The following is a 522-nucleotide window of genomic DNA, read 5'->3' on the forward strand; positions in this document are numbered from 1 at the left end:
CCCCGGCCCCGGTCACCGAGGCGGTGAACGCCGCCGACCTGCCGGTCGCCGCCGTCATCACCCTGCGTCGCGCCCGCATCCAGCGCGTGCTGGGCATTCAGATTGCCGATGCCGACGTCGAGCGCATCCTGCGCGCGCTGGGCATGGACGTGGTCGCTGCCGGCGAAGGCTGGCAGGTCACCGCACCCAGCCGCCGCTTCGACATCGCCATTGAAGAAGACCTGATCGAAGAGCTGGCCCGCATCCACGGCTACGAGCAGATCCCGACCACGCTGCCCGGCGGTGCCGCGCGCGTGGCCATGCCCAGCGAAACCCGCCTGGACGAGCTCAGCACCCGTCGCCAGCTGGTCGCCCGCGACCTGCAGGAAACCATCAACTACGCCTTCGTCGATGCTGCGCTGCTGGGCAGCTGGCAGCTGGACCAGAACGTGGTGGCCCTGGCCAACCCGCTCTCGGCCGAGCTGGCGGTGATGCGCCCGGCGCTGCTGCCGGGCCTGGTCGCCACCCTGGGCCGCAATGCCG

At 71.5% G+C, this 522-nt stretch carries 1 pseudogene; it reads left to right on the forward strand.

Annotation, left to right across the window (positions count from 1 at the left end):
• Positions 1–522 (forward strand): annotated as a pseudogene (locus tag EGJ34_RS21975) (phenylalanine--tRNA ligase subunit beta); the annotation flags it as partial.

It is taken from the genome of Stenotrophomonas sp. 278, assembly GCF_003935715.1.
Classification (GTDB): Bacteria; Pseudomonadota; Gammaproteobacteria; order Xanthomonadales; family Xanthomonadaceae; genus Stenotrophomonas; species Stenotrophomonas maltophilia_AH.